This is a genomic window from Glutamicibacter sp. MOO4 (assembly GCF_056934395.1).
Map to the genome: position 1 here is coordinate 2,581,623 of NZ_CM167800.1, position 19,860 is coordinate 2,601,482.

Here is a 19,860-nt window from a genome sequence, read left to right on the forward strand (position 1 = left end):
TTAGACTCCTGCAGGAAGTAACGGGTAGATCAGATACACAACTAGCAAAGCCACGGTGTTATTCAGCACGTGGAACATGTAGGAGTAGGCCATCGACTTACCGCTGAGGATATAAGCAAGGCCCATCATGATTCCGAGCATGAAGTACGGAACGACTTCTAGCCACGAACTGACGCCAGCCCCAACAAAGTGGATTCCAGCAAACAAGAGTGTGGAGATCAGTAACGTGATCCAGACATTGAGTTTGCGAGAGAGCTTGCCGATGAGCAGATGCCGGAAGAAGTATTCCTCAACAAACGGGCCAAAGAACGCGGTGACAACTAACATCACCGGTAATGGGACGGTTCCGGCCATGCTTTCTAGGGCGGCCTGGTTTTCGCTGGTGACCGCTTGGCCGGTAAGTCCTGCAACCAGCGCGTTGAGCATGATGGTCAGCAGCCAGCCACCGGGCAGCATCAGCCATTTTGCTAACGAGTGGTAACGCATGGTCTTGAAGGACTCGAAGAATTGCGGCCCACACTGGATCATGGCCAGCACAAAGAACGTGACATACAGGATCAGGTTGATCCCGAACAACGCCTGATCTTGGGTGTCGAAGGCATCCATATATCCAGGGATCAGGGCGATGAGGCTAGCGGCTCCCCCGATGAAGAAAATCAGGTAAGCCAAGACGGTGAACAGGTCGCCCTTGCTGAATTTTCCAGCGTTGAATACACGTTGTTTGGGCCTGAGCGGCGCATACTGAGTCGGGTGTTCGGGCCACTGTTGCATGGTACAAGCCTACTGTCGTTAGCTATGGAATTCGTAAACTGTAGGCCGTCTGGCCTATGAATCGCTTCACGTAGAACTTGCAGACATGACAGACCCCGGAACTGGTGCTGTGTGCACAGCACTCATCCCGGGGTCGCTTCGAGCCACGGCCGTAGCCCTAGCTCAATGCAAAACTAGTTGCGGTCGAAACCTTCGCGACCCCTGTCCACAAATGCTGGGAACAAGATCTTGTAGGTTACGCCTGCGATGGCCGCACCAATAATTGGAGCGAGGATAAATAGCCACACCTGGCCCAAGGCTTCTGGCCCAGCGAACCAAGCAACACCCAACGAACGCGCTGGGTTAACCGAAGTATTGGTGACTGGGATGGAAACCAAGTGGATCAACGTCAAAGACAGACCAATAGCAATTGGACCGAAGCCCTTTGGTGCACGCTCGTCGGTGGAACCCAGAATCACGTATAGGAAAATGGCGGTGAGCACGATTTCAGCAATCAATGCTGCGACCAGCGAATAGCCATCTGGTGAGCGATCGCCATAACCGTTGGAAGCAAATCCTGATTCAACCGCGTTGAAACCGTCCTTGCCTGAGGCAATCGCGAACAGCACTGCACCTGCTACCGAAGCGGCAACAATCTGCGTAACGATGTATGGTCCAACGTCCTTCCACGGGGTACGGCCGGCGAAGGCTGTTCCGAGGGTGACCGCTGGGTTGAAGTGTCCGCCTGAAATATGGCCAACCGCGTAGGCCATGACCAGCACAGTTAGACCGAAGGCCAGTGAAACACCGACAAATCCGATCCCCATGTTGACCGATTCATCAGCGATGACCTTTGCTGCGAAGATGGCCGAACCACAGCCACCGAAGACCAGCACAAATGTGCCCAAGAATTCTGCCGAGAGTTTTGCGCCCACAGTGGGCACGGCAATGTCTGACATGCGTTCTTTCCCTTTCCTCGATGAATAATGCGAGTTCACTGTCAGCTTATGTCCATCGAAGGACACCTGAATAGAGATTTCACCAATTATTTCGATACATCTCGCGAAGTATTCTCTTGTCAGGTCGCTTGCCTGCAGTTCCGGGGTTGCTTGCGACAAACGCTGGTAGTAAAAGACAAATCCTCACTAGCGGTGGAACTAACCGACAGTTACGCGACTACAGGCCGGCGTTCAACTATGGCTGCCGCCAGAATACCGACCACAACACCAAGGAGATTGCCCATGGCGCAGTCCCATATCAATTGGGATCCCGCCGACGGATTCGCTGCTTGGAGCATCAAGATGACCAGCGGGGTGAAAAAGCTGAGGGCAAGACCGTAGTTACGCACCATATAGGCTTCAGTCGGGAACATCAGTCCGATAATCAGGCACCCGGTCGCGGCTTCATTGGGCTGAAGATAGCTAATTCCCATCAACACGACGATGCCGGCTAGGGTTCCGGCGATGCGGTTGGCTCCTCGTTGCAGTCGACCTCGGGCGTTGCCGACGGCCAGCGGAACGGCCGCTCCAGCCAGGGTCCACTGAAGGTGCTCAACCTGGAGGAAAATCCCCAACGCCCCAGCTAGGAAAATAACTATCAGGTAGGTCCTGACCCTGCGCAGGATGCCTGGCCAATAAATGTCGTGGACGGCTACTAACCGTTGCGCCGCGCGGTCGAATCGCGCCGCTTGGCCGAGCAATACACTGAACAGCGCGGTGACCACAAACGCCATGAGTCCATCCACAGCGGGCAGGTCTTTCACCGGCAAGGTTCCCAAGGCGCCAAACGCGAAAAGCGGAAAGAAGGCGCCGCCTGGTTTGATCCCAAATCGATCGGCGACCAGCGAGCTGAAGGCAGCCCAGAACATTGCCCCGGCAAGCAACAGCCACCCATGTATTGCCATCGGGGCGACAAGGATCCCGCAGATTCCGGCACCGAGCATCAAAGCCATGGCAATCAGCTGGTTCTTCAGCCGTTGCCAACGATGCGGATCGCGCCCATACATTCCGACGATTGACCCAAAGACCGCATAGGCAAGTAGATCCACCCGACCCATCAGCAACAGCAAACTGCCTGGGATACCCAAGCCGAGGCCTACGCGCAGGGCCGGACGGAGCTCGGGGCTGTGCGCGATGAGGAAGAGTTGCCAGTCCACGAGTGAAGCCATCTTCGACTTGGCCTTTGGAATGACCGCAAAAACGTCGGCCGGTTTTCCAGCCATCAGCACGCCGGCCTAGGCGGCACGGCGCTTGGCCGCTTGTTTGAACTGACTTGTCCCACTGTTCTGTCCCCGCATCTAGTCGCATGACCCGATTCGCTTCTCGGGCTCGGGTCTGCCTCTAGGATCAAGGATCAGACTTGATCAATTCCAACAATCAGAATCAATGATTCAATAATCATTCATTATGATCACTAGTGATTGCCTTATCGATCAACTCAAATGTGTCAAAAATAATCTCCTGTAACGCCTGCGTCATCAAAGTTAACGGTTTGTCATCGACCATGACCAAAGAGATTTGAGAGGTGACTTGTGGATTGTCCAGCCGGGTTAACTCGATTCCTGGAAGGGCTCCCAATGGAGGCAGCCATTGGCGAGGGACAATGCTGGCCCAGTGTCCGGTCGATACATGCGCCAAGAGGGTCACTATCGAATCACATTCAATTCGTGGTGAAACCTCCAGAAAATTCTGGCTGAGGGCCTGGTCCAAGACTTGGCGTCCGCGAAGAGAAGAATCGAGAAGACACAGCGGCATTTTCAAGGCTGTCGCCCATGAGTCAACAGCATCTTTCTTACGCATGCCCGTCGCGGTGAGCAGCACATGCTCCTCTGCATACAGCGGGTACACCAGCAACCCGGCCACATCCTGTGGCTCTGCGTAGATTAGGCCCGCATCAAGCTCGTAGTTCCTGATCTGTCGGACAATCTCTTGTGAACGCAGGCTCGCTTGAACATTGATGCGTGTCTCGGGATAGGCTCGCGCAAACTTGTCAGTGAGCATCGCGACCGTGGAAGAGGCGGCGGGAACAGCACCAATGCGCAGCGTGCCGTTCAGACCATGAAGATGATGAGAAACTTCCTGTTTCAGCGACTCACGGTCTTTTAAGATTTTTCGCGCCCATTTGAGCACGGTCTGCCCTTCGGGGGTCAGGCTCTGGAACGCGTGGTTCCTCCTAACCAATGGGACACCGAGTTCTTTCTCAAGTTTTCGGATCCCCTCGGATAAGGCCGGCTGGGACACCGCGCATTCTTCAGCGGCCCGGGCAAAATGCCCTTCATTGGCCAAGGCCACCAGATATTCCAGCTGTCTAAGCATCATGATCACATTGCATCATCATCGGGATGAGAAACGCTATTGGTGACCTACTGGCGTGCCATACCAATCGAGCCCGGGACACTGTCAGATATAACAAAGGACCCCGATATCTGACAGAAAATCTGTCAGATATCGGGGTCCTAGAAGCGAAGAAAACCTACTCGGTTTCTTCCTTTGCTTCCGGCGCCAACTCAGCAGCCACCGGAGCGCCGGCAGCTACTGCAGGAACGGCAGCGGTATCTGGATTTGCATCCACATCCTCAGCCGGACCAGCAAACTGCGACTGGTACAACCGGTAGTACGCACCCTGCGTTTTCAGCAGATACTCGTGGTTGCCCTGCTCCACAATCTTTCCTGATTCCATCACCAAAATGGTGTCGGCGTCACGGATTGTTGAGAGGCGGTGAGCAATCACGAAGCTGGTGCGGTCACTGCGCAAGGCAGCCATGGCCTGCTGCACCAGCAACTCGGTACGTGTATCCACCGAGCTGGTTGCCTCATCAAGGATCAGCAAGGAAGGGTTGGCCACAAACGCGCGAGCGATGGTGATCAGCTGCTTCTCGCCGGCCGAGACGTTGGTACCTTCTTCATCGATGATGGTGTCGTAGCCATCAGGCAGTGCACGCACAAAGCGATCAACAAACGTTGCCTTAGCTGCCTCGATGACTTCCTCATCGGTAGCGTCCAGACGTCCGTAGCGGATGTTCTCCATGATGCTTCCACCAAACAGCCACGCATCCTGAAGCACCATGCCCACCTTGGAGCGCAGATCTGCACGCGAGAGCTGGGTGATGTCATGGTTATCAACCAAGATCTTCCCGGAGTTCAGCTCGTAGAAGCGCATCACCAGGTTCACCAGAGTGGTCTTACCCGCACCGGTAGGACCAACAATGGCCACGGTATGCCCCGGATCCGCGTCAAAGGACAGGTCCTCGATCAGTGGCTGCTCCGGGGTGTAGGAGAAGGAGACGTTCTGGAAGGACACGTGACCGTCGGTGCGTTCAGGCAGTGCTACCTGTGCGTCTTCCGGATCTTGTTCCTCAGCATCCAACAGCTCAAAGGTACGCTCAGCCGAGGCCACACCGGACTGCAGCATATTTGCTACACCAGCGATCTGGCCCAGTGGCTGGGTGAACTCACGCGAGTACTGGATGAATGCCGTGGCATCACCAAGGCTCATCGCACCCGAGGCTACGCGCAACCCGCCCACCACGGCGATGCCGACGTAGGACAGGTAGGACACGAAGTTCATCACTGGCATGATCATGCCTGAGACAAACTGTGCACCGAAGCTAGCTTTGTACAGCTCTTCGTTGCGGGTAGTGAAACGGGCAACCATGTCCTCTTCACGGCCGAAGACCTTCATCAGCTCGTGGCCGGAGAAGGACTCTTCGATCTGACCGTTCAGTGCACCGGTGTTTTTCCACTGGGCGGTGAACAGCTTCTGTGCCTTGGAACCAATGAAGCCTGCAGCCACACCGGATAGTGGCAACGCCACCAAAGCGATCAACGCCATCTGCCAAGAGACCACAAACATCATGATGACAATGCCAATAACCGTCATGATGGACTGCACCAACTGGCTCAATGCCTGCTGCAATGCGTTCTGGATGTTGTCCACGTCGTTGGTCACGCGGGAGAGGATGTCTCCGCGCTGGCGGGTGTCAAAGTAGTTCAACGGCAGACGGTTGATCTTGTCTTCAACATCCTTGCGCAGGTTGTAAACCACGCGCATGACCAGCTTGTTCAGCAACCAACCTGAAGCCCAAGAGAAGACTGAGGCCACGAAGTACATGGACAGCACAATCAGGATGAACTGCGAGAGCTGGGTGAAGTCGATGCCCTGACCGGGCACAAAATTCACCTTCGACAGCATGTCGGCCTGGGTGTCCTGACCGGAGTCACGCAGCTGCTGAACAATGACGTCGGCAGGAGTTCCCGCAGGAAGTTTCTTGCCGATTAGACCAGCAAAGATCACGTCCATGGCTTTACCCAGAACGCGAGGGGCAATCACCGAAAGCACTACGTACACGGTGATCAGTGCAAAGACGAGAACCATCCCCCACTTGTAGGGGGACATCAGTCCTACCAGGCGTTTGGCCGATGGCCAGAAGCGCTCAGCTTTACGCGCTGGAGCACCACCGCTCCAGTCGTCTGCACCGGCGGCGACTTCAAATTCATCAATTGCGGCGAGCTCGCTATCAAGCTGCTCTGGTTCCACATTTTTCTGTTTTTTCGCCACTTAGGCCACCTCCTCCACGCTCAGCTGGGATGTCACAATTTCTTGGTAGGTTTCCGAGGATTCCAAGAGTTCTTCATGGGTTCCTCGGGCCACGATTTCTCCGTGATCCAAGACGAGGATTTGATCCGCCTCGGTAATGGTGGAGACTCGCTGGGCCACGATGATGACCGCTGCATCTTTGGTTGGTTCAGCCAACGCCGCACGAAGCTTGGCATCGGTGTTCACGTCCAAAGCAGAGAAGGAATCATCAAAGAGGTAGGTGTTTGGCTTGGCAGCCAAGGCACGGGCGATGCATAGTCGCTGACGCTGACCGCCGGAGACGTTGGTACCGCCCTGAGCAATGGTGGATTCCAGCTGGCCATCACGTTCAGAAACAAAATCTGCTGACTGCGCGATTCTCAAGGCTTCCCAAAGTTCTTCATCGCTTGCGTCCTGAGCACCAAAGCGCAGGTTGCTGGCAATGGTTCCGGAGAACAGGTAAGGGCGCTGTGGCACAGCGGAAATATTCTGCGAAATTGCCTCTCGGCCCAGTTCCTTCAGTGGAGCACCGCCGATGAGAATCTCACCTTCGGTAGCGTCATAGAGCCTAGGAATCAGGTTCAACAAGGTGGTTTTGCCAGCGCCGGTAGAACCGATAATCGCGGTGGTCTGTCCAGGTTTGGCAGTGAAGGAAACGTTGGACAGTACCGGAGCTTCTGCACCCGGGTAGCCAAAACTCACGTTTTTGAATTCAACGGTGCCAGGCTCTGGAAGAGCAACTTCGCGATCTTCCGCGTCCTTCATCGAAGGCTCGCTGTCGAGGACCTCAGAAATACGGTCAGCTGAAACCATTGCGCGTGGAATCATCATGGCCATGAAGGTACCCATCATGACTGCCATCAGGATCTGCAGCATGTACTGCAAGAAAGCGGTCAGTGCGCCAACTTCCACCTGGCTGTTATCCACACGATGCCCACCGAACCACAGCACTGCTGCGGTAGAAAGGTGAAGGATCATGGTGATGGCTGGGAACATCAGCACAAACAGGTTACCGACCTTCACACCAAGGTTGGTCAGTTTCTGGTTGGCGTCAGCATAACGTTCGGTTTCGTGCTCTTCACGGACAAAGGCGCGAACAACGCGGATACCGGTGATCTGCTCGCGCAGTACCCCGTTGATCCCATCAATTCGTACCTGCATGTCACGGAATAGCGGCATCAGTTTGATGACCAGCAGGCCAACAACGATCAGTACCATTGGCACCGAAACCCAGACCAGCCATGACAGTCCGGGATCTTCGCGGATAGCCATGACGACGCCACCAATGGACATGATTGGTGCGTTGATCATGAAGTTTAATGCCATCAAGGTCAGCATTTGGATTTGCTGCACGTCGTTGGTGCCACGGGTGATCAGGGTGGCGGCACCAAACTTGTTGACGTCCTGAGCTGAGAAGGTGGAGACCTTTTCAAAAACAGACTGTCGGATGTCACGGCCCACGCTCATGGCGGTTTTGGCTCCGAAGTACACTGCAGCCACAGCGGTGACTACCTGAACGAGAGCAACAATGAGCATCAGTCCGCCGGTACGCCAGATGTAGTCAATATCTGCGGACTGCACGCCTACGTCAATAATTTTGGCGTTCAGGCTAGGGAGATAGAGAGTGGCCATGGTGGTGGCCAACTGCAAGATGATTACGGCAATAATCCAGCCTGTGTAAGGCTTGGAGTGTTTCAAGATGAGCTTGAGAAGCATGTGGAAAAATCCTCGCTGGCATCAGGCTCTCCGGCACCGGGCCACTTCGGTTTAAGGGCGCGATGATTGAAGAGCGATTGCCAGTCTAACCCGGTGCACCGACAAGTAGAATCATCCCTGCGATTGATTTTTGTCAATCGCTATCTTGCCACTCAAAAACCGCATGATCTCAGGGTCTGGTGGTGCCGATCATAGGCGCTAATCAAGCACCTTATCTTGCTTCTCTAACTATTTATGGCACCCTAGTTAGTTACCGGTCTTTCTCTGTGCAGATGCAGAATCTGTTGTTCTGAGCATCGGTAGCAATCACAAAGCTGGGCGCGCTTTCGTGATCAAGTTTGGCTCCGGTTTGTTGCAGTTCATCAAGCACCGGCTGGCTCTCGGAATGGGCGCGCCAGATATCTAGGTGCAGACGATTATCGTTCGGGGTTTGCGTCTCTTGGAACCAGATGGCCGGTAGCCGATGGTTAGGGTCGGCCAAGCTGCCATCGCCCTGCTCTTTATATCCAAGACCGGCAGCCCACTGAGCACTAATCTCACTCACGTCTGCAGTGTCTACCGCAATCTCCACAACACCAATCAGATCGGTTCGTGCGGTGGCTCCCAAGGCTGCAGCGCGCTCAGAGATTTTGCTCGCCAAGGCGACATCGCGGGTGGTGACTTGTGAGCCAACATCATGGGATGTTGTGGTGACAAAAAGAAGGTTGTATCGCCAGTCAACGTCCGGATGATGATTATCTAGTTCAGCAACGCTGGCAATATCTGCAAACAGCTCAATGGCTGCAGCTGCAGTCTTGGTTTGAAAAACTGCGGCGATAGCTCCGGGAACTAATCGCCATTGGGGCAGCTCCTCAAGGTATTGATTTACTTGCTGCCTATCAAGAATGTCGTTGTCACTCATGGTTATCCTTTCCGTGACAAATTGCTATAAACAAAAAGCTGATCCGCCACTGCACTAGTGGCGGATCAGCTTGGCATTCCAGAGCACCGGGCTCTGGCAGTTACTCACTTACGAAGCTACCTATCCCCTCCCGCCAGAGAGGATTACCGCTCGTCTTGTCGGTACTGTGCCTCATCTGGTGCATCCAGTTCTGGATCCACTCCGGTGATTGGTTCGGCGTGATCAGGGGTGACCGGCTCTGCATCGGTCTCGGAATATTCGGTCAGATCTACGCCGTCCTCAGGGACATGCTCGTCATCTGGCTCCCCGGCTGGCCAGGTATTTTCAACCAGGTTCTTGTCTGGGTCTTTCAACGTTTCTTTAGCACTGCCGAACAAATCTTTTACCTTGTCCAAAAATCCCATGATCTTTCTCCATTTCTGTGGGGCGTGCAGATCATCTATTTCAATGCCACAAGTGGCATCTGTGGTCGGTGTTTTCGGTGCTTACTTGCCAGAACCGTAGTGGCTATCCGGCATCAAACCGATCATCGTCGGTTGAGGTTGCTGATTCTTCGTTGTCGCTTTGTACTTCGCCACGACGCACAACGCGCTCGTCGCCGGGTTCTGCGGATTCGCCCGGATCTGCCGTGCGTGCTGGTTCTTCTGGATTCTTGCGGTCACCCATCACGATCTCCTGCTCTGTCTGACTAGATTCGAGAATTAGGAATTGCGTAGAGCCTTGATCAATTCACTCTTGACCATTTTGGAACGACCCTTGATGCCAATTTCACCGGCCCGCTTGCGAAGTTCGGCAACGCTCCAGTCGTCATAGTCGCCAGCTTCTCCTCCTCGCTTGCCTACCTCGGAACGTCCGTCGCGAGCTGCGGCATTAGCGATTCGTGCTGACTTCTGCTTGGAGTTGCCCTCTTCGCGCAGTTCTTCATAGAGTTCTTCGTCTTTGATAGGGCTTTGTGCTTTCCCTGCCATCTTGAATCTCCAATCCTGCCGATACCAACAAGTTCCCTGCGCGACCCACGGTAGCTAAGAGAGCGATCAGATGAAAGGGGTAAAGCGTGGTTTTGTGCCAGGACTCAGAATTGAGCACTAACACATTGAATTTCTTGGTGCCTGACGCTGAATTTGAACCGGACGCATACTGGCCATTGCCTACAAAAACAGCAGTGGAGCTGTCACTATGCACCTATTAAGCCAAGACTGGGCATTGTTCGAAGATGCCTCGGGGCAAATTCCGGGCATCATCCACCAGCTGAAGGAGGACTTCTCATGACAGATCCAACACCAGAGACTCAGCGGGCAGGTAAAGAACGCATCAGCCCACCTGAACAGCGTCAGCCTGAACCAGGTCTTGATAGCAAAATGCAGCCGAAGGCAGATCACGGCGAGCGCACTTACAAAGGGCACGACCGGTTAAAAGATAAGCGTGCTTTGATCACCGGTGGTGACTCAGGAATTGGGGCAGCGGTAGCCATCGCTTTTGCCCGAGAAGGTGCCGACGTTGCGCTGGCTTATCTTCCGGCTGAAACCTCTGATGCCCTCACCGTGGCACAAGTACTAGAAGACGCTGGGGTGGAAGTTATGCATCTGCCCGGAGACTTACGGAACAGAAGCTACCGGGATTCATTGGTAGATGAAGCCGCCATCGCTTTGGGTGGCTTAGATATCTTGGTAAATAACGCCGGTAAGCAGATCAGCGTTGAGTCCCTGCAGGATCTCAGTGATGAACAGGTCGAGGCGACTTTTGACGTGAATATCTTTGCGATGTTTGCACTGTCGCGTGCCGCGCTGAAGGTCATCGGCGAAGGAGGCTCCATTATCAACACCACCTCCATCCAGGCTTTTGACCCTTCGGATCATTTGATGGATTACGCGGCCACCAAGGGTGCCATCAGTAATTTCACCAAGTCCTTGGCTTCACAAGCTGCCAAACAGGGGGTGCGGGTGAACGCTGTGGCGCCGGGTCCAATTTGGACTCCGCTGCAGCCAAGTGATGGTCAGCCCATCGAGGCCCTGCCCGAATTCGGGCACGATACCTGGTTGGGCAGGGCTGGACAGCCGGTGGAAGTGTCGCCGGCGTATGTATTCCTTGCCAGTGATGAGGCCTCCTACGTGGTGGGTTCCACCGTGCATGTTAACGGTGGCAAGAACCAGCCATAGATAGTGCCTTTCGAGGACTCCGTCGTACTTAGGCGGAGTCCTCGTTTGTGCCATCTACACTGAAGTCCATATTGCGGCGCTCATATTCGCGCTGACTGAAGGTAGCCCGCTGCACTCGTGCCACGTCATCAAAGCTGGAGCCGACCGCACCACCCATCAAACCCAATGAGGAAGCTAGCCAGGCTAGGTTGAAGTATTCGGCCAGCCCCACTTGATGGGCCAGTTCCGAGGCGAGGTATTCCTGATCAATGACAATCAGCGAACCAAGGAATAGCGCCAAGAAAAGCAGTATGTACATGGTGAAGGCAGCAATGGATACAGTGAGCAGCGTAGCCAGGTTGTAGACCACGAGCTTTTCTCGTCGGCGGCTACCCTGAGGGCTCTCCCATAATCGGTTATGCAGTACCAGCCAGATGGTCAGCACCAGAATGCTGAAGACTGTAATCAGTGCCAGTCGAGGCGAGGACGAGTAGTCAGCCATGGACCAGATGCTCGTGTAGAACACACCAAAGGCACCGGTAGCTACGGCACCGGCCATTGCCGAAGACAACCTTGGCACTAACCGCCAAGGACGGTTGCTACGTACCATGCCACCAATGAGCAAGATCCTGCCACGTAGTCCTTCGATACTGGAGACTCGATCCTGGGACTCATCCCCGTCAGCAAGACTGCCTTGAATGCTCATCGCCTTGGCCAGCTGTGACCCATGACGGTTGGGTTCTTGACCAGTGGCGAGTTCATGGACTAGCTCTGCTAGTTGATTTGCCAAGACACTGATCCGTGCAAAACCCATGGTGGGCACACTGAGCACCGCAGAGGAGTCATTGGGACTGATCACTGAACGCACCGGGCGTTCTTGCACATAGTGCGGTACGTCGGTGAGGTAGATAATGAAATTCCAGCCGTGCTTTTCACGTAGTTCAGGGACTTTTTCATTCAAAGCCACTCGCCCGCTCTCACCCAGCGGCAAGGTATAGGTATCAGTATTAACTTGCCAGTGGTAGTCACTGTCATAAACGTTGTTGAGCTTAATTTCTAAGCGCTTGGAGACACGGTTTGATAGGGCCCGGGCAATGCCTGGGTCCGCGATTAGCCCTACTGTGCGTATCGATGTCATGTTCTCAGTCATCGAGCTCCCATCCGTCCTAGAGTGATCAATTGATCGCCCATTCCTGCCGATTCAGTGGAACACTTCTATCAACAGAATGTCGCCAACTGCTCGTGATTGGCAGGTAGCGCGGAGGTTTACGCAGTGCAATGCCAAGGTATCGCCTTGCTCTTGAACATAAAAACTATTCAAGCACTCCCCTCTAGCCTCGGACAGCAACAAGCCATAGGATGAAAACCAAATATCACAATCCGAAAGTTGGGATCATGTCAGAGCAATCCACCGCACTTTCCGTTGGACAGCAAGCACCAGCCTTTTCGCTGCGTAACGCCGAAGGTGAGACCGTATCGCTTTCGGACTACGCGGGGCAGAACGTCATCGTGTACTTCTACCCGAAAGCAGCCACCCCTGGCTGCACCACCGAAGCCTGCGACTTCCGTGACAACCTGAATTCTCTACGTAGCTCCGGCTATGCAGTACTGGGCATTTCACCAGACGAGCCAGAAACCTTGGCTAGTTTCTCCAGCGATGAATCATTGAATTTCCCGTTGCTCTCAGACCCAGGAAATGAAGTGGCCAAGGCCTACGGTTCTTATGGCACCAAGACGTTTGGTGAAAAGACATCGGTTGGCACCTTGCGCTCCACCGCGGTGGTTGATCCGGAAGGCAAGATTTCGCAGATTGAATACGGTGTGGACGCCAAGGGCCACGTAGCCCGACTGCGCGAAGTCTTGGGCATCTAACGACTAACCGCAAATAAGTGCAACGATGGCCCGGTCTGCAGGAAGATTTTCCTGTAGACCGGGCCATTGCTTATTGACGCTGAGTTTAGCGGCCGGCGATCTTCACCAGCTTGCGGTTGATAAATTCATCCATGCCAAACTTGCCCAGTTCACGGCCGATGCCAGAACGCTTCACGCCACCAAATGGCAGTTCAGGTGAGGTGGAGGATGGTTCATTGATGGCCACCATGCCACTGCTCAGCTGGGTGGCAATACGTTGTGCGCGCTCGGCGTCCTGCGTATGTATGGAGGCTCCCAATCCGTAGTCCGAATTATTTGCCAGTTCTACGGCTTGTTCCTCGCCGTCAACCTTGTACAGGACGGCGACTGGGCCAAAGAGCTCTTCGGAGAAGGCACGCATTTTCTCGGTGACACCAGCTAATACCGTTGGTTCATAGAAAGCGCCCGGACCATCAATTGGCTTGCCGCCGGTCAGTACCGTTGCTCCCTTGTCGATGGCATCCTGTACCTGCTCAGCTAATCCGTCGCGAGCTGCCACCGAGGAAAGTGGGCCCACGAAGTTCTCTTCCACCGTTGGGTCTCCGACCTTGATGCCGGCAACCTGCTCAACCAGTGCAGAAGAGAAGTCTTCATACACTGAGGAATCCACGATGAATCGCTTGGCCGCGTTGCAGGCCTGACCGGTATTGCCATAACGTGCGCGCAGTCCTAGCTTGGCGGTGCGAGCGATATCAGCATCGTCAAAGACTAAGAATGGATCAGAGCCGCCCAGCTCCAGTACAACCTTCTTCAGGTTGCGTCCGGCAATCTCGGCCACGGCCGAACCTGCACGCTCGGAACCGGTCAGCGAAACACCCTGGACCCGGCGGTCAGCAATGATGTCAGCAACCTGATCATTGGTGGCATAGATATTCACGTAGGCACCTTCTGGGGCACCAGCCTCGCGGAAGATCTCTTCCATGGCGGCAGCCGATTCAGGGCACTGCGGTGCGTGCTTGAGCAGAACCGTGTTGCCGTTCATCAGGTTTGGAGCGGCAAAGCGGGCCACCTGGTAGTAAGGGAAGTTCCACGGCATGATACCCAGCAGCACACCCACGGATTCCTTGCGTACCAGGGCTCGACCGCCCGAAGCGATTTCCAGCTCTTCGTCTTCTAGGAACTTGGGACCGTTCTTGGCGTAGTAGCGGTAGATCGCCACCACAATGCTGATTTCACCGAGTGACTGCTTGATCGGCTTACCCATTTCGCGGGTGATGATCGCTGCCAGTTCATCAGCACGCGATTCATAGATGTCTGCAACACGATTGAGTAGCGTTACACGCTCATCCAAGGAAGAAGTCGACCAGCCGCGGTAAGCCTGATGAGCAGTGGTCATCGCCTGCTGGATCTGTTCGTCGGTTGCGGTGGGGAATTCTGCTTCCACCTCTCCGGTGGCTGGGTTGGTCACTGTGTAGGTGCTCATTAGTTGCTCCTGATCATGTAGCAGGTGTGTTGGTTGCGGCAGAGCTACTGGCTTGGTTCAGCGATGCCGCTTGCATTCCACACTTTCACGTCCGGCACGTCTTCGACAGTCCCGCAGTGCAACTATCGGCAAATGTTCATGGCCAGCGAACAGTACGACGGCGGCCAGCCGATAAAAACAGCCAAGATGACTTAGATGATGCTGCCAAGGCACATCGATCCCGCCTAAGTGCAGAGCTAGAAATTTCAGACTCAACAGCTTGATGCACTAAAGCCGCTGCCATGATTTGAGGGCAGCGGCTGTTGACTACTTAATCAGATGATGTTGACGTAACCAGCTCGTCAGCTCGGCTGACGCTTGCTCAACTTCTTCCCCACGCACCGCAAGCCCGACCATGACGTGGGCGGAGGGCAGCTTGGCTCGGTAGTCTTCATCAATACCGGCAAGGCCACTGACCGCGTAGGTGACAAAGGGCAACACCGTTTTCCCTGCAAGATCTACTTTCTCTAGGAATGTAGAGATGATCATTGGGGCTGCGACATTCCACACCGGAGACCCTAAGATCACCGTGTCGTATTTGCTGATATCTGGCAACGTGCCGGCTAAGGCCGGTCGTACGTCCTCTCGTTGTTCCAGCCTGTTGCGCTCCACCGTCTCATCATAAGAATCGGAGTAGGCTTCGGCAGCTTGGATTCCATAGACGTCGCATTCAACCAGTTCGCTGATCATGCCAGCTACAACCTTGGTGTTACCCGTCTGCAGCACGCGCCGTCCACCATTAAAGTAATTCTCGCCAGCCCTAGAAAAGTAGACCAACAATGTCTTGGAGCTTTCGCCCGCAGCACTGGTGGTGGGTTGTTCCACCGGTGTGGGCCGCGTGCTCTGCGATTCAGGTGCACACCCAATCAGTGAGGAAGCGGCGGCACCTGAAATAAGCGCGGTGGTGCTTAAGGCTGTTCGACGGCTCATTGAGCTCATTACTTCTCTCCTGTAGAAACGTCTGGGGCTAATCCGGGTTCTATGCGTTGTTGAATCGCACCGGGTTTACTAGAGGCAAGGAAATTGGAAAAGGAACACTTCTCTCTTGCCGATCAAATACACCGACGAACTCAAGACCCGCGCCGTTGACCTAGTGATCCACGCGCAGGCCGACCCCAGCACCGCGAACGGCGCAATCCGACGCGTCGCCAAAGAACTAGGGTTGAGCAGCGAAACGCTGCGCACCTGGGTACGCAACCACAAGAACAGCGGCGCAACAACACCAGCGCAGTCCATCGACTTGGAAGCCGAGAATAAGCGACTGCGGGCCGAACTGGCCGAGACCAAACGAGCCAACGAAATCCTGAAGAAAGCAGCGACTTTCTTCGCGGCGGAGCTCGACCGCCCCTCAAAATAATTGTTGATTTCGTCGATCAGCACAAAGACGAGCTCGGGGTCGAGCCGATCATCCGCGCGTTGCAAGGAACCCGCGCGCAGATCGCCGTGAGCTCGTACTATGCCTTCAAGAAACGACAGCCCTCAGCCCGCAGCGTGCGGGACGATCAATTACTTCCCAAACTTCGTGACGTATACGAGGAGAACTATTCCTGCTACGGAGTACGGAAAATGTGGCATGCAATGAACATCAAGCATGCCGATCAGTTCGGGCCCATTGCTCGGTACACCGTGGAACGATTAATGAAAATCGCTGGTATTGACGGGATCCGCCGCAAACGGAGGAAACCGAGAACTCGCTCCGCTGATCCAGAGTCATGCCCGGTGGATCTGGTGGACCGCCAGTTCACCGCGGCAGTCCCCAATCGGCTGTGGGTGGCTGACATTACCTATGTTCCGACCCAGGCCGGGTGGGTCTATGCCATGTTTATCCTTGATGTGTTCACCCGCGAAATCGTGGGATGGCAAGTCACCAACCATATGCGGGAGTCATTGGCCAGAGACGCTTTGATGATGGCACTGGCAAGGAAGTATCGGGATGGTGAGGACGTGACCGGCCTTGTGCATCACAGCGACCGCGGCGTGCAATTCCGGTCTATTAGGTACGGGCAGGCCTTGGCCGAGTCTAAGGTCGTTGCTTCGGTGGGTTCCAGGGGCGATTCCTACGATAATGCCATGGCCGAAGCGCTGAATTCGGTCTATAAGGCGAAGCTGATCGACCGGAAGCAGTGGTCTGGACAGGTCGAGGTCATGGCTGAGACGTCTAGGTGGGTTGGCTGGTACAACTCCCAGCGGCTGCATTCGGCTCTCGGGTATAGATCGCCGGCTCAGGTCCATCAACAGTGGACCGAACTGTCCCTGACGGACCTTGCGGCTGCTTAGAAAAACAAGTTAAAGAGCCTCTACAAAACCCTGGGCTTAACAATCCTTTAGCTAAGATCAGACAGGTCATCATCACCGCGTCCCAGAGGCCCATGAAAACTCGCTCGCAACGCTTAGAAATTCCCGTGCTCCTGGGAACCCAGACGCTGTTTAATATCGGCTTTTACGCCGTAGTTCCCTTCCTTGCGGTAGTCCTCACCAATGATTTCCTGTTGGCATCTACCGCGGTGGGTCTGATCTTAGGAATCAGAACTTTTGCCCAGCAAGGACTGTTCTTAGCTGGTGGCACTCTGGCGGATCGCTTCGGCGCCCGCACCATGATTCTGATCGGCTGCGCGGTACGTGCCGCAGGTTTCCTCACTTTGGCCGCATCCCTATGGCCTAGTACTCCACACTTGGGACTGTTCATTCTTGGCACACTGCTCACCGGATTTGGTGGGGCACTATTCTCCCCGGGACTAAACATCTTGGTGGCGGCTGCCCAAAGCGCACGGGATCAAGGACAAGTCCAGCACGTGCGGCGGGCTACGCTCTTTGCGTGGCTGAGCATCACTGGTGAAATTGGTGCCGTCACCGGACCTTTGGTGGGCTCGGCCTTGTGGGGCTGGGGATTTTCTACCGTGGCAGGTTTCGGCGCAGTATTCTTTGTGGCCATTGGAATCTTCTTGGCACTGACCCTTGGCAAGGCTGATACGGCGGGCGCACTGTCGGCTGCTACCGGTGCAGGAACTAAAGCATCGAAGCCTCGCAGTAGCTTCCGAGAATGTCTGCGCGACCGCCAGTTCTTGGCCTTCTGTTCGCTGCATGCCGCGGACCTATTGGCCTACAACCAGCTGTATCTAGCTATTCCTTTGGAACTTGAACGCCAAGACATGCCTACCCAGTGGTTGGGGCTGATCTTTGCGTGGATCTCCATTTTGACCCTGAGCCTGCAGATTCCCTTATCGTGGCTTGCTGCAAGAATCGGCCCAGCTGCAACGTTGCGCATGGGCTATATTCTCAGCGCCTTGGGGTTTAGTGTTTTGGCCTTCATCCCTTCATCAGCCTTTGGTGAGGAAACCAGCTTGGTGCGAATTCTTTGCGCAGTCACCCTGATGACCCTGGGTCATATGAGTGTTCATCCCACCGCGCTCAGTCTTGTTCCAAAATTTGCCGGGCTCAACGCTACCGGCTCCTACTTCGGATTACTCTCCACCTGCGGCGGCCTAGCAGTACTTCTAGGCAACATGCTCTTTGGCTGGTTACTCTCACACACCGCAGGCGCAGCCGAGTTGTCCTTTATCCCTTGGCTAGTCATGATCATTCCGCTGTTGCTGGCTTCGTGGCTTGCTTCTCGGTTGGTTCGTGACCGCATGCTACGCACACGCAGTGCGTGAACTGCGACACATAACGCAAAATGTCCTCAGAACTTCCACGGTTGACACCAACTTTCTACTACTCAGCTAGCGTTCTATCGCAGTCCAGAATCCCGAAGTTCTAAAGGGGTTTTCATGGCCTTTTATTGCTTCATGAGAAATCAAGGAATTAGGGTACGCTTACCAAGGCTCTAAGACATTGGATGCCAATTCATCACGTATTGCCGAAGGATTTCCATGAACCTTGGACGATTGAGCGTAGCTGCAAGTTTTGCAGCGGTAGCCCTCGCACTAACTGCCTGCAGTTCCACCGCCACCCCCGCTCCGGATGCAGCAGCGGATGCCGAAGCCCGCGTAGTTGTAGCGAACTTCCGTGCCCCAATTTCCAACTGGGCTTTGGAAAGCGATGACGCTTATGTGCTCTCAATCGCCGGTTGCTTGGAAACCCTGACCAAGTATGACCAGACCGAGAAGAAGGTAGAGCCAATGCTCGCCACTTCTTGGAAGCAGACCTCGGATACCGCATGGGAATTCGACCTGCGCAAGAACGTAAAGTTCCAGGACGGCACCGACTTCAACGCCAAGGCTGTTGCTAATTCACTGAACCATGTTCTTGATGCCACCGCACCAGCACGTGCAGTGAACCCTAAGACCATCAAGAAGGTAGAAGCCCTCGACGCTGATACCGTACGCGTCACCACCCCGGCAGCTGATCCGCTCTTGCCGTATCGCATGGCCAGCGTGAATGCCGGCGTGCTCTCGGGTGCTGCGTACACCGACAAGGGCATTGATCCGATGAATCACTGCACCGGGCCTTTCGCTCCGGTTTCAGAGAAGGCCGGACAGTCCTTGACCTTGGACCGCAACAAGAATTACTGGGATGGTGAGGTGAAACTGGCCGGCGGAGAAATCCGCTACATCACCGACGGCGCCACCCGCTCCACCCAGGTACAGACCGGTGAAGCGGACATCTCCATGTCCATCCCGGCCACCAGCCTGGCTACCTTGGAAGCCGACGAGAAGATCAGCGTGCTCAAGGACGACTCTCCTCGCACCTCGACCCTGTACCTAAACAACTCGCGCGCACCATTCAACAAAGTGGAGCTGCGCAAGGCCGCCACCATGGCTCTGGATCTGCCAGCCATGGCAGCCAGCATCTATGAAGGTGCAGCACAGCCTGCCACCGGACCCTTTGCTCCGAGTGAACCATGGGCCAACCCAGATCTGGCCGTACCTGCAGTGAACATCGACGAAGCCAAGAAATTGGTAGAAGCCTCCGGCTACAAGCAAGAGAAGCCTTTGGAGATCATTGCGATCACCGAACGTGCTGAATTTGCTGGTGTAGGTGCCATCATCCAGGAGCAGTTCAAGCAGATTGGTTTGAAGGCCAATGTGGTGACCAAGTCCTACGGTGCTGTAGAGCCAGATGTTTTGGCCGGCAAGTACGACATGATCCTCAGCCAGCGCAACCGCATGATTGATATTGCTGACCCGATCGGTTTCCTGCAGGCGGACTACACCTGCGAAGGTGGCTACAACCTGAGCCACTACTGCAACAAGGACTACGACAAACTGATCAGCCAGGCAATGGGTGAGAAGGACGAAACTAAGCGCCACGACATCTACCGCAAGGCCGGAGATATCTTGGCTAAGGATGCCGCCAACGTGTGGCTGGTCAATGAGCAGGCCATCGACGGTGTGGGCTCCAAGGTTCAGGGCTACGTCCAGGATCCACTGACCCGCTACGTACTGACCAAGGATCTGGCGAAAACCAAGTAA

At 54.8% G+C, this 19,860-nt stretch carries 19 protein-coding genes and 1 other annotated feature; of the genes, 6 read left to right on the forward strand and 13 right to left on the reverse strand.

The window, feature by feature from the left end; all coding sequences use genetic code 11:
* The 10 genes from AC1Z3F_RS12090 to AC1Z3F_RS12135 all read right to left on the reverse strand — a co-directional run bounded on the left by AC1Z3F_RS12090 (nucleotide 1) and on the right by AC1Z3F_RS12135 (nucleotide 9,909).
* Entirely contained in the window at nucleotides 1-771 is a 771-nt protein-coding gene (locus AC1Z3F_RS12090; protein WP_131089345.1) for a CPBP family intramembrane glutamic endopeptidase, read from the reverse strand.
* 173 nt (nucleotides 772-944) lie between these two features.
* On the reverse strand, nucleotides 945-1,709 hold the full coding sequence (gene aqpZ, locus AC1Z3F_RS12095; protein ID WP_483565836.1) for an aquaporin Z: 765 nt from the start codon (nucleotides 1,707-1,709) through the stop codon (nucleotides 945-947).
* A gap of 209 nt (nucleotides 1,710-1,918) precedes the next feature.
* A complete protein-coding gene (locus AC1Z3F_RS12100) occupies nucleotides 1,919-2,971 on the reverse strand; it encodes an FUSC family protein (protein WP_483565837.1) in 1,053 nt (350 codons plus the stop codon).
* Nucleotides 2,972-3,146: 175 nt separating this feature from the next.
* Complete coding sequence (locus AC1Z3F_RS12105; protein ID WP_483565838.1) at nucleotides 3,147-4,067, reverse strand: LysR family transcriptional regulator; 921 nt, start codon at nucleotides 4,065-4,067, stop codon at nucleotides 3,147-3,149.
* A gap of 154 nt (nucleotides 4,068-4,221) precedes the next feature.
* Nucleotides 4,222-6,306 carry an ABC transporter ATP-binding protein gene (locus AC1Z3F_RS12110; protein WP_483565839.1) on the reverse strand — a complete coding sequence of 695 codons (2,085 nt, stop codon included), beginning with the start codon at nucleotides 6,304-6,306 and terminating at the stop codon, nucleotides 4,222-4,224.
* Nucleotides 6,307-8,040 (reverse strand): ABC transporter ATP-binding protein, encoded by a 1,734-nt coding sequence (locus tag AC1Z3F_RS12115; protein ID WP_483565840.1) that lies wholly within the window; start codon nucleotides 8,038-8,040, stop codon nucleotides 6,307-6,309.
* Between the two features lie 250 nt (nucleotides 8,041-8,290).
* On the reverse strand, nucleotides 8,291-8,941 hold the full coding sequence (locus tag AC1Z3F_RS12120) for a 4a-hydroxytetrahydrobiopterin dehydratase (RefSeq protein WP_483565841.1): 651 nt from the start codon (nucleotides 8,939-8,941) through the stop codon (nucleotides 8,291-8,293).
* A gap of 143 nt (nucleotides 8,942-9,084) precedes the next feature.
* Complete coding sequence (locus AC1Z3F_RS12125; RefSeq protein ID WP_262199189.1) at nucleotides 9,085-9,345, reverse strand: hypothetical protein; 261 nt, start codon at nucleotides 9,343-9,345, stop codon at nucleotides 9,085-9,087.
* Nucleotides 9,346-9,448: 103 nt separating this feature from the next.
* A complete protein-coding gene (locus AC1Z3F_RS12130; protein WP_483565842.1) occupies nucleotides 9,449-9,607 on the reverse strand; it encodes a hypothetical protein in 159 nt (52 codons plus the stop codon).
* A gap of 35 nt (nucleotides 9,608-9,642) precedes the next feature.
* The gene (locus AC1Z3F_RS12135; protein ID WP_483565843.1) at nucleotides 9,643-9,909 is read right to left on the reverse strand and encodes a DUF7218 family protein; all 267 of its coding nucleotides are present in this window, start codon (nucleotides 9,907-9,909) and stop codon (nucleotides 9,643-9,645) included.
* 297 nt (nucleotides 9,910-10,206) lie between these two features.
* On the opposite strand from AC1Z3F_RS12135, the gene AC1Z3F_RS12140 reads away from it, so the two are divergent.
* The gene (locus tag AC1Z3F_RS12140; protein WP_483565844.1) at nucleotides 10,207-11,097 is read left to right on the forward strand and encodes an SDR family oxidoreductase; all 891 of its coding nucleotides are present in this window, start codon (nucleotides 10,207-10,209) and stop codon (nucleotides 11,095-11,097) included.
* A 28-nt stretch (nucleotides 11,098-11,125) separates the two neighbouring features.
* On the opposite strand, the gene AC1Z3F_RS12145 is transcribed toward AC1Z3F_RS12140, so the two are convergent.
* The gene (locus AC1Z3F_RS12145; protein ID WP_483565845.1) at nucleotides 11,126-12,226 is read right to left on the reverse strand and encodes a hypothetical protein; all 1,101 of its coding nucleotides are present in this window, start codon (nucleotides 12,224-12,226) and stop codon (nucleotides 11,126-11,128) included.
* A 245-nt stretch (nucleotides 12,227-12,471) separates the two neighbouring features.
* On the opposite strand from AC1Z3F_RS12145, the gene bcp reads away from it, so the two are divergent.
* Nucleotides 12,472-12,948, forward strand: coding sequence for a thioredoxin-dependent thiol peroxidase (gene bcp / locus AC1Z3F_RS12150; RefSeq protein ID WP_444614361.1), 477 nt, complete (start codon nucleotides 12,472-12,474; stop codon nucleotides 12,946-12,948).
* Between the two features lie 85 nt (nucleotides 12,949-13,033).
* Here the strand turns inward: bcp and AC1Z3F_RS12155 are convergent, their stop codons facing one another.
* Both AC1Z3F_RS12155 and AC1Z3F_RS12160 read right to left on the reverse strand, forming a co-directional pair.
* Nucleotides 13,034-14,410 carry an NAD-dependent succinate-semialdehyde dehydrogenase gene (locus tag AC1Z3F_RS12155; protein WP_483565846.1) on the reverse strand — a complete coding sequence of 459 codons (1,377 nt, stop codon included), beginning with the start codon at nucleotides 14,408-14,410 and terminating at the stop codon, nucleotides 13,034-13,036.
* Nucleotides 14,411-14,716: 306 nt separating this feature from the next.
* Complete coding sequence (locus AC1Z3F_RS12160; RefSeq protein WP_483565847.1) at nucleotides 14,717-15,388, reverse strand: flavodoxin; 672 nt, start codon at nucleotides 15,386-15,388, stop codon at nucleotides 14,717-14,719.
* Between the two features lie 106 nt (nucleotides 15,389-15,494).
* Between AC1Z3F_RS12160 and AC1Z3F_RS12165 the strand changes: the two genes are divergently transcribed.
* The 4 genes from AC1Z3F_RS12165 (at nucleotide 15,495) to AC1Z3F_RS12180 (ending at nucleotide 19,860) form a co-directional block, all read left to right on the forward strand.
* Complete coding sequence (locus AC1Z3F_RS12165; RefSeq protein ID WP_418908600.1) at nucleotides 15,495-15,806, forward strand: transposase; 312 nt, start codon at nucleotides 15,495-15,497, stop codon at nucleotides 15,804-15,806.
* Nucleotides 15,764-15,895, forward strand: a sequence feature (AL1L pseudoknot). Its footprint overlaps the gene before it by 43 nt.
* The gene (locus AC1Z3F_RS12170) at nucleotides 15,806-16,726 is read left to right on the forward strand and encodes an IS3 family transposase (protein ID WP_483566960.1); all 921 of its coding nucleotides are present in this window, start codon (nucleotides 15,806-15,808) and stop codon (nucleotides 16,724-16,726) included. (Overlaps the previous feature by 90 nt.) Before AC1Z3F_RS12165 ends, AC1Z3F_RS12170 begins: the two co-directional genes overlap by 1 nt.
* Before the next feature lie 92 nt (nucleotides 16,727-16,818).
* Entirely contained in the window at nucleotides 16,819-18,102 is a 1,284-nt protein-coding gene (locus AC1Z3F_RS12175; protein ID WP_483565848.1) for an MFS transporter, read from the forward strand.
* A 216-nt stretch (nucleotides 18,103-18,318) separates the two neighbouring features.
* Nucleotides 18,319-19,860, forward strand: a complete 1,542-nt coding sequence (locus tag AC1Z3F_RS12180; RefSeq protein WP_483565849.1) for an ABC transporter substrate-binding protein — start codon at nucleotides 18,319-18,321, stop codon at nucleotides 19,858-19,860.

Coding starts and splice junctions, on each gene's coding strand:
- AC1Z3F_RS12090 (WP_131089345.1), bottom strand. CDS start 771: ATGCAACAGTGGCCCGAACACCCGACTCAGTATGCGCCGCTCAGGCCC.
- aqpZ (WP_483565836.1), bottom strand. CDS start 1,709: ATGTCAGACATTGCCGTGCCCACTGTGGGCGCAAAACTCTCGGCAGAA.
- AC1Z3F_RS12100 (WP_483565837.1), bottom strand. CDS start 2,971: ATGGCTGGAAAACCGGCCGACGTTTTTGCGGTCATTCCAAAGGCCAAG.
- AC1Z3F_RS12105 (WP_483565838.1), bottom strand. CDS start 4,067: ATGATGCTTAGACAGCTGGAATATCTGGTGGCCTTGGCCAATGAAGGG.
- AC1Z3F_RS12115 (WP_483565840.1), bottom strand. CDS start 8,040: ATGCTTCTCAAGCTCATCTTGAAACACTCCAAGCCTTACACAGGCTGG.
- AC1Z3F_RS12120 (WP_483565841.1), bottom strand. CDS start 8,941: ATGAGTGACAACGACATTCTTGATAGGCAGCAAGTAAATCAATACCTT.
- AC1Z3F_RS12125 (WP_262199189.1), bottom strand. CDS start 9,345: ATGGGATTTTTGGACAAGGTAAAAGATTTGTTCGGCAGTGCTAAAGAA.
- AC1Z3F_RS12130 (WP_483565842.1), bottom strand. CDS start 9,607: ATGGGTGACCGCAAGAATCCAGAAGAACCAGCACGCACGGCAGATCCG.
- AC1Z3F_RS12135 (WP_483565843.1), bottom strand. CDS start 9,909: ATGGCAGGGAAAGCACAAAGCCCTATCAAAGACGAAGAACTCTATGAA.
- AC1Z3F_RS12140 (WP_483565844.1), top strand. CDS start 10,207: ATGACAGATCCAACACCAGAGACTCAGCGGGCAGGTAAAGAACGCATC.
- AC1Z3F_RS12145 (WP_483565845.1), bottom strand. CDS start 12,226: ATGACTGAGAACATGACATCGATACGCACAGTAGGGCTAATCGCGGAC.
- bcp (WP_444614361.1), top strand. CDS start 12,472: ATGTCAGAGCAATCCACCGCACTTTCCGTTGGACAGCAAGCACCAGCC.
- AC1Z3F_RS12155 (WP_483565846.1), bottom strand. CDS start 14,410: ATGAGCACCTACACAGTGACCAACCCAGCCACCGGAGAGGTGGAAGCA.
- AC1Z3F_RS12160 (WP_483565847.1), bottom strand. CDS start 15,388: ATGAGCTCAATGAGCCGTCGAACAGCCTTAAGCACCACCGCGCTTATT.
- AC1Z3F_RS12175 (WP_483565848.1), top strand. CDS start 16,819: ATGAAAACTCGCTCGCAACGCTTAGAAATTCCCGTGCTCCTGGGAACC.
- AC1Z3F_RS12180 (WP_483565849.1), top strand. CDS start 18,319: ATGAACCTTGGACGATTGAGCGTAGCTGCAAGTTTTGCAGCGGTAGCC.